The following is a 6,086-nucleotide window of genomic DNA, read 5'->3' on the forward strand; positions in this document are numbered from 1 at the left end:
CAATGGCGCGCGCGATCATCAGCAAGCCGAAGCTGTTGTTGCTGGATGAGCCGTCGATGGGTCTGTCGCCGATCATGGTCGAGAAGATCTTCGAAGTGGTGCGGTCGATCTCAGCGGAAGGCATGACCGTGCTGCTGGTCGAGCAGAACGCGCGTCTCGCGTTGCAGGCCGCGAATCGCGGTTACGTGATGGACTCGGGTCTGGTCACGATGTCCGGCGACGCGAAGCAGATGCTGGATGATCCGAAGGTTCGGGCGGCTTATCTGGGTGAGTAAGTTGGGTAAATAAGCCCGGCAAATAAGCCGGGCGAATAACCCGGACCAAGTTTGCTTTAGCCGCAAAAAAAGGCCGCATGCGTTTCAATCGCGCATGCGGCCTTTCTCTATTCAAGCGATCGCCTGGCGCCTACGCAGCCGGCGTGTCCGCCAGCTCGCCAAGGCGTTTGCCGAGACTGATCACTGCATCCGCGCGATAACCGAGCGCCTCGTAGAACGCGCGCACGTCGGCCTTCGCGGACAGCACCTGCAAGTTCAGCTTCGGGCATCCACGTTCGGTCAACGCGTTTTCGACATGTGCAACCAGACGTGTGCCGATACCGTGACGACGCAACGATTCATCCACCGCCAGCGAATACAGCCAGCCTCGGTGCCCGTCGTAGCCCCCCATCCCGGTGCCGACAATACGCTCGCCGAACACCGCGACAAAGAACAGTTCCGGTTGCGTCGCCAGCTTGTTGGCGATAGACAGATGCGGATTGCGCTGCGGCCTCGTCATGTCCCGGTACTCGGGGAACGCTTCCTGCCACAGTGCGACCACGGCTTCGGTGTCGCTCGCTTCGAAGCGACGGATCGACAGCGTTGCGGTCGTCGTCATACGCGCTTTCCCGTGTGATTACAGCGTGTCGAGAATCGAACGCAGCATCGCCATCATCTGGTCGATTTCTTCGTTCGTGACGTTCAGCGCCGGCATGAAGCGCAACAGGTTCGGACGCGCTGCGTTCAGCAGCAGGCCGTCGGGTTGCATCACGCGAGCCTTCTCGACGATCTGATTGCCGATGTCCTTGCCGAGCAGCAGGGCGCGCAGCAGACCTTCACCGCGTTCGCCTTCGAAACCGCGTTCTTCCGACAGTTCGAGCAGCCTCGCGCGCAGATACTCGCCGCGCGCGCGCACGCCTTCGAGGAAGCCCGGTGCGGTCAGTTGTGAGATCACCGAGTAGCCGACCGCGGTCATCAGCGGATTGCCGTTGTACGTACCGCCCTGATCGCCTGGTTCGAACACGGCGATTTCGGCCTTCGAGAGCAGCGCCGCGAGCGGCACGCCGCCGCCGATGCCCTTGCCGAGCGTCATGATGTCTGGTTCGATGCCCGACAGTTCGTACGCGAACAGGGTGCCGGCGCGGCCACAACCGCTTTGCACTTCGTCGACGATCAGCAGCAGGTTGTGCTTCCTGGTCAGCGCGCGCAGTTGCTGCATGAACTCGCGTGTGGCGGGAATCACACCGCCTTCGCCCTGAATCGGCTCGAGCATCACGGCAACCGTCTTCGCGTTGATGAGCTTTTCAACCGACGCGATGTCGTTCAGATCCGCCTTCGGGAAGCCCGGCACTTGCGGAGCGTAGATCGTGTCCCAGCCCGGCTTGCCGCTTGCGGACATGGTGGCGAGCGTGCGGCCGTGGAAGCTGTGATCGAACGTGACGATTTCGAACGCGCCGTCCTTGAACTTCTTGCCCCACTTACGCGCGAGCTTGATGGCGCCTTCGTTCGCTTCGGCGCCGCTGTTCGCGAAGAACACCTTGTCGAAACAGCTGTGCTGCGTGAGCAGGCCCGCGAGTTGCGCCATCGGCTCGTTGTAAAAAGCCGGCGACGGGTTGATCAGCAGTTGCGCCTGCTTATTCAGCGCTTCGATCATGCCGTCGTTGCAATGGCCGAGGCTGTTGACCGCCCAGCCCTGGATGAAGTCCAGATATCGCTTGCCGTTATTGTCGTAGAGCCACGAGCCCTTGCCGTGCGTGAAAACGATTTCGGGCCGGTTCGTGATGTACATCAGCGACTCGATCGGATACTCATTGAAATTCATGACGGCAGGCTCCAGACAGCGGGGTGAAGGGTTGATGAGCGGGTGGCCAAATACGAAACAGGGGCCGGGGGGAAACAAAAGAAGCAAACAAAAAAGCCACGGCATGCCGTGGCTTTCATGATTCGAACTGCTTGCGCCTTGGTGCGGCGCGAATCCGTGACGAAGCCAGCGGCGCCCCTAAGGGAGCGGCGAGCGGCGACGTCGAAGTTCGGACTGGATGCGGTTCATGCGCGAAAGAATACGACAAGGAAAGCGCTGGTGTAAACCATGAATTTGCACAGATTCGCGTCAACGCGGATTTGTGCAAGTCTGCCAGCGCGCCTATTTCGTTTTGATGAATGGGTTGATCGTTACCCGATCAACCCATTCACCGCCTCAAACCGCGTTCGCCAGATCCGCTGCGCTCGTAAAGGAATCCGCGTAGAACTCGTCTTCCGGCAGCCGATGATGCTGGGTGAAATCGCGCTGTGCCGACTCGACCATCACCGGTGCGCCACACGCGTACACCTGATACGGCGACAGGTCTGGCAGATCCTCGATCACCGCGCGATGCACGAAGCCGACACGGCCCGTCCACGCGTCGTCCGCATCCGGTTCCGACAATACCGGCACGAACTTGAAGTTCGGGATCTCGCGAGCCCATTGCTCGGCGAGATCGAGCAGGTATAGGTCTTTCTTGCGGCGCGCGCCCCAGTAAAGCGTCATCGGCCGGTTCAGGTTCTTGAACACCGCATGTTCGACGATCGCCTTCAGCGGTGCGAAGCCCGTGCCCGAGGCCAGCAGCACGATCGGCTTGTCCGAATCTTCACGCAGGAAGAAGGTGCCGAGCGGGGCTTCGAAGCGCAGAATGTCGCGCTCCTTGATCGTATTGAAGACGTGATCGGTGAATGCGCCACCGGGCATGTGACGGATGTGCAATTCAACCGGGCCTTCCGTGTGCGGCGCGCTCGCCATCGAATAGCTGCGGCGCTTGCCGTCCTTCAGAATGAATTCGAGGTACTGGCCGGCCAGATATTGCAGACGTTCGTTGGCGGGCAGTTGCAGTTTCAGCACGACGACGTCGTCGGCCTTGCGCTCGATCGCGTTCACGCGGCACGGCAGTTTCTTGACCTGCACGTCGCCCACGCCGGCCACTTCGCGGATATCCACTTCGAGATCGGAGCATGCCGTCGCACAGCAGAAGAGCGCCATGCCGCGCGTCTTTTCGTCGTTCGACAAGGCCGATGACGAATGCTGACGCTGTTCGATCTGACCGCTGACTACGGTGCCTTTGCATGAACCGCAGGCGCCGTTCTTGCAGCCGTACGGCAGGCCGATGCCCTGGCGCAAAGCCGCGATCAGGACCGGTTCGTCCTGTTCTACTTGAAACTGCCGGCCGCTTTGCCGGAGCGTGACGTTAAATGCCATAGAGTGAGTATTCGAAATCGAAAAGTCGGTAATCGTTATCGGACCCGCGGTGCAACTGTGCGGTACCTGCCGCGCTTGACGGCTACAATGCGTCCACCATGAAAGCGACACGAAATTTACGCCGGCCGCGCGTGTTGATAGTTGGCTGCGGTGACGTCGGCATGCGCTGCGTGCCCTTGTTGCGGCCACACGCGCATGTCTTCGCGCTTACCAGCCACGCTGAACGCAGCGCCGAATTGCGCGCCGCTGGGGTCACGCCGCTGGTCGGCGACCTCGACGCGCGCCACAGCCTGAAACGGCTTGCCGGCCTCGCGCCGACGGTGCTGCATCTCGCGCCGCCGCAAAAGACCGGCGATGACGACCGCCGTACTCGTGCGTTGCTTGCGACGCTGAGCGCGCGCCGCGATCGGGCGCTGCGTGCCGCACGCGGCGCGGTGGCGCCAGTCGGGCGGCTGCGCCGCGGGTTGCGCCGCATTCGTGCCTCGTGGGCGGAATCTGAAGCAGCCAATATTGTACCCGACAGGGTGCGCTGGACCGCCGCTCCGCAGGCGCCTGTGAAGTTGGTGTACGCAAGCACGACGGGTGTCTACGGCGATTGCGGCGGCGCGTGGATCGACGAGACGCGCGCGTCGCAGCCAGCCAATGCGCGTGCCAAACGCCGCGTGTCGGCCGAGCGGCAATTGCGGCGCGCGACTGCGCGAGGCGTGGTCGCCGCAAGCATCGCGCGGATTCCAGGCATTTACGCGAGCAACCGTCTGCCGCTTGCGCGGCTGGAAAAACGCACCCCCGCCTTGATCGACGCCGACGACGTCTACACCAACCACATCCACGCCGACGACCTCGCCGCGATCCTCGTACGCCTCGCTACGCACGGGCGGCCGGGGCGCGCAATCCACGCATCCGACGATACGTCGCTGAAAATGGGGGAGTACTTCGATGTGGTGGCCGATGCGTTCGGCCTCGAGCGCGCGCCACGCATCACGCGCGCGGACGCAGAGCAGCAGATCGAGCCGACCTTGTTGTCCTTCATGCGTGAATCGAGGCGCCTTGTGAACCGGCGCCTCAAAGAGGAATTGCACGTGCGCTTGCGGTATCCGAGCGTTGAGGATTTTTTGCGCGAGGCGTGAAAATTGAAAACGCGCCGTCTGGCGGCGCGCGGGATCACAGGTTTACGTTAGTGCCGGCAATGCCTCCAGCAACAGGAAGCACAGCATTGCGCCGATCAATGCGCCGATCAGGTTCGGATGATATTTGTGCCGCAACCGCATCACGACCAGCAGTCCGCCGATCAGAACCAGTCCGAGGCACACGAAAGCGATCATCACATACGAGATCGCGATGGTGTCGTGGATGACCATGGCGCCCCTCCTTGAACTCTTTGTAGTCTTTGTTTAAACGAGTATAGAGCGAGCTGTAAGGAAGAGCATGCTGCGATGCAGCGTGTAATCAGGTGTCCCCCAGGGCTTGTGTGCGGGCGCGCACACGATTGTCCTGACGCATCAAGGCTTTAAAAGGGTCCTACCGGTTTACCCGCTCCGTAGAGATCCGAGGTCGGTTTCGTCGAGCCATTGCCACGCGCCTTCCGCGAGCGTCGCAGGCAACGCGAGTCCGCCGATCCGCTCGCGATGCAGCGCTTCGCAACGGTTGCCGGCTGCCGCGATCATCCGCTTGACCTGGTGATACTTGCCTTCCATCACGGTGAGGGCCAGCGCATGCTCGCCGCGCGCCTCGGCCTCGACGGCGACGATCGGTTTGGGCTCGCCGTGCAGCAGGACGCCGCCGCGCAAGGCGCTCAATTGGGCGTCGTCGATGGGATGGCGGGTAGTCGCGATGTACAGCTTCGGTACTTTGCGTTTCGGCGACGTGAACATATGGACGAACTTGCCGTCGTCGGAGAGCAGCAGCAGGCCGGTGGTGTCCTGATCGAGGCGTCCCACGCATTGCACGCCGCGCTCGGCGAACTGCGGCGGCAGCAGGCTGAACACGCTCAGATGATGCTGCGGGTCGCGCGAACATTCGTAGCCGGCGGGCTTGTTCAACAGCACATAGGCGTGCTCGCGATACGGCCAGACGACCCCGTCCACGCTGAAGCAGAACGTGCCGTCATGGGTTGGGAAATCGGCGTCGGCATCGGCGCAGACTGAGCCGCCGATGCTCACGCGGCCGTCGCCGATCAGCGCCCGGCATTGGCGGCGCGAGCCGAAACCTTGAGTGAGGAGGATGCTTTCGAGATTCATGGCGAGCGAAGAATAACACCGCAAGAAGCGGAGCGCCGCGCAGCGCCATAGCGACGACGATGGTCTCCCGACATTCCGTCGCAGGAGTTCATCGATGCACGCCACTTCCTCTTCATCGTCGTCATCCGCGATTCGCCTGCCGGCCGCATTCCAGCGGCTCGCATGGTCGAATCTGGTCGCGCAGTCCGCCGAGCAGATCAGCCTCGCCGCCGCGCCGCTCGTCGCCGTGTTCGCCCTCGGCGCCGGCGCGCGAGAGACCGGTCTGTTGCAAACCGCGCAGACGCTGCCGTTCCTGTTGTTGTCGATTCCGCTCGGCGTATGGGCCGACCGCCGCTCGCGCCGCACGTTGATGACCCTCGCGGAAAG

General features: G+C 62.4%; 6 protein-coding genes and 2 pseudogenes. 3 read left to right on the plus strand and 5 right to left on the minus strand.

Going from position 1 to position 6,086, the window contains the following annotated elements; translation table 11 throughout:
• Positions 1 to 275 (plus strand): annotated as a pseudogene (locus GNZ13_RS19065) (ABC transporter ATP-binding protein); the annotation flags it as partial.
• 130 nt (positions 276 to 405) lie between these two features.
• Here GNZ13_RS19065 and GNZ13_RS19070 read toward each other — a convergent pair.
• The 3 genes from GNZ13_RS19070 to GNZ13_RS19080 all read right to left on the minus strand — a co-directional run bounded on the left by GNZ13_RS19070 (position 406) and on the right by GNZ13_RS19080 (position 3,483).
• On the minus strand, positions 406 to 873 hold the full coding sequence (locus tag GNZ13_RS19070) for a GNAT family acetyltransferase (protein WP_172167126.1): 468 nt from the start codon (positions 871 to 873) through the stop codon (positions 406 to 408).
• Between the two features lie 18 nt (positions 874 to 891).
• On the minus strand, positions 892 to 2,076 hold the full coding sequence (locus GNZ13_RS19075) for an acetylornithine transaminase (RefSeq protein WP_172167128.1): 1,185 nt from the start codon (positions 2,074 to 2,076) through the stop codon (positions 892 to 894).
• Positions 2,077 to 2,451: 375 nt separating this feature from the next.
• Positions 2,452 to 3,483 (minus strand): CDP-6-deoxy-delta-3,4-glucoseen reductase, encoded by a 1,032-nt coding sequence (locus GNZ13_RS19080; RefSeq protein ID WP_172167129.1) that lies wholly within the window; start codon positions 3,481 to 3,483, stop codon positions 2,452 to 2,454.
• A gap of 98 nt (positions 3,484 to 3,581) precedes the next feature.
• On the opposite strand from GNZ13_RS19080, the gene GNZ13_RS19085 reads away from it, so the two are divergent.
• Positions 3,582 to 4,610 (plus strand): NAD-dependent epimerase/dehydratase family protein, encoded by a 1,029-nt coding sequence (locus tag GNZ13_RS19085; protein WP_172167131.1) that lies wholly within the window; start codon positions 3,582 to 3,584, stop codon positions 4,608 to 4,610.
• Between the two features lie 42 nt (positions 4,611 to 4,652).
• On the opposite strand, the gene GNZ13_RS19090 is transcribed toward GNZ13_RS19085, so the two are convergent.
• Both GNZ13_RS19090 and GNZ13_RS19095 read right to left on the minus strand, forming a co-directional pair.
• Complete coding sequence (locus tag GNZ13_RS19090) at positions 4,653 to 4,841, minus strand: hypothetical protein (RefSeq protein ID WP_172167133.1); 189 nt, start codon at positions 4,839 to 4,841, stop codon at positions 4,653 to 4,655.
• A 168-nt stretch (positions 4,842 to 5,009) separates the two neighbouring features.
• Positions 5,010 to 5,720, minus strand: a complete 711-nt coding sequence (locus GNZ13_RS19095; protein WP_172167134.1) for a pseudouridine synthase — start codon at positions 5,718 to 5,720, stop codon at positions 5,010 to 5,012.
• A 94-nt stretch (positions 5,721 to 5,814) separates the two neighbouring features.
• Between GNZ13_RS19095 and GNZ13_RS19100 the strand changes: the two are divergent.
• Positions 5,815 to 6,086: pseudogene (locus GNZ13_RS19100) on the plus strand (MFS transporter); the annotation flags it as partial.

The sequence above is a fragment of the Paraburkholderia elongata genome (assembly GCF_013177735.1).
GTDB classification, from domain to species: Bacteria; Pseudomonadota; Gammaproteobacteria; order Burkholderiales; family Burkholderiaceae; genus Paraburkholderia; species Paraburkholderia elongata.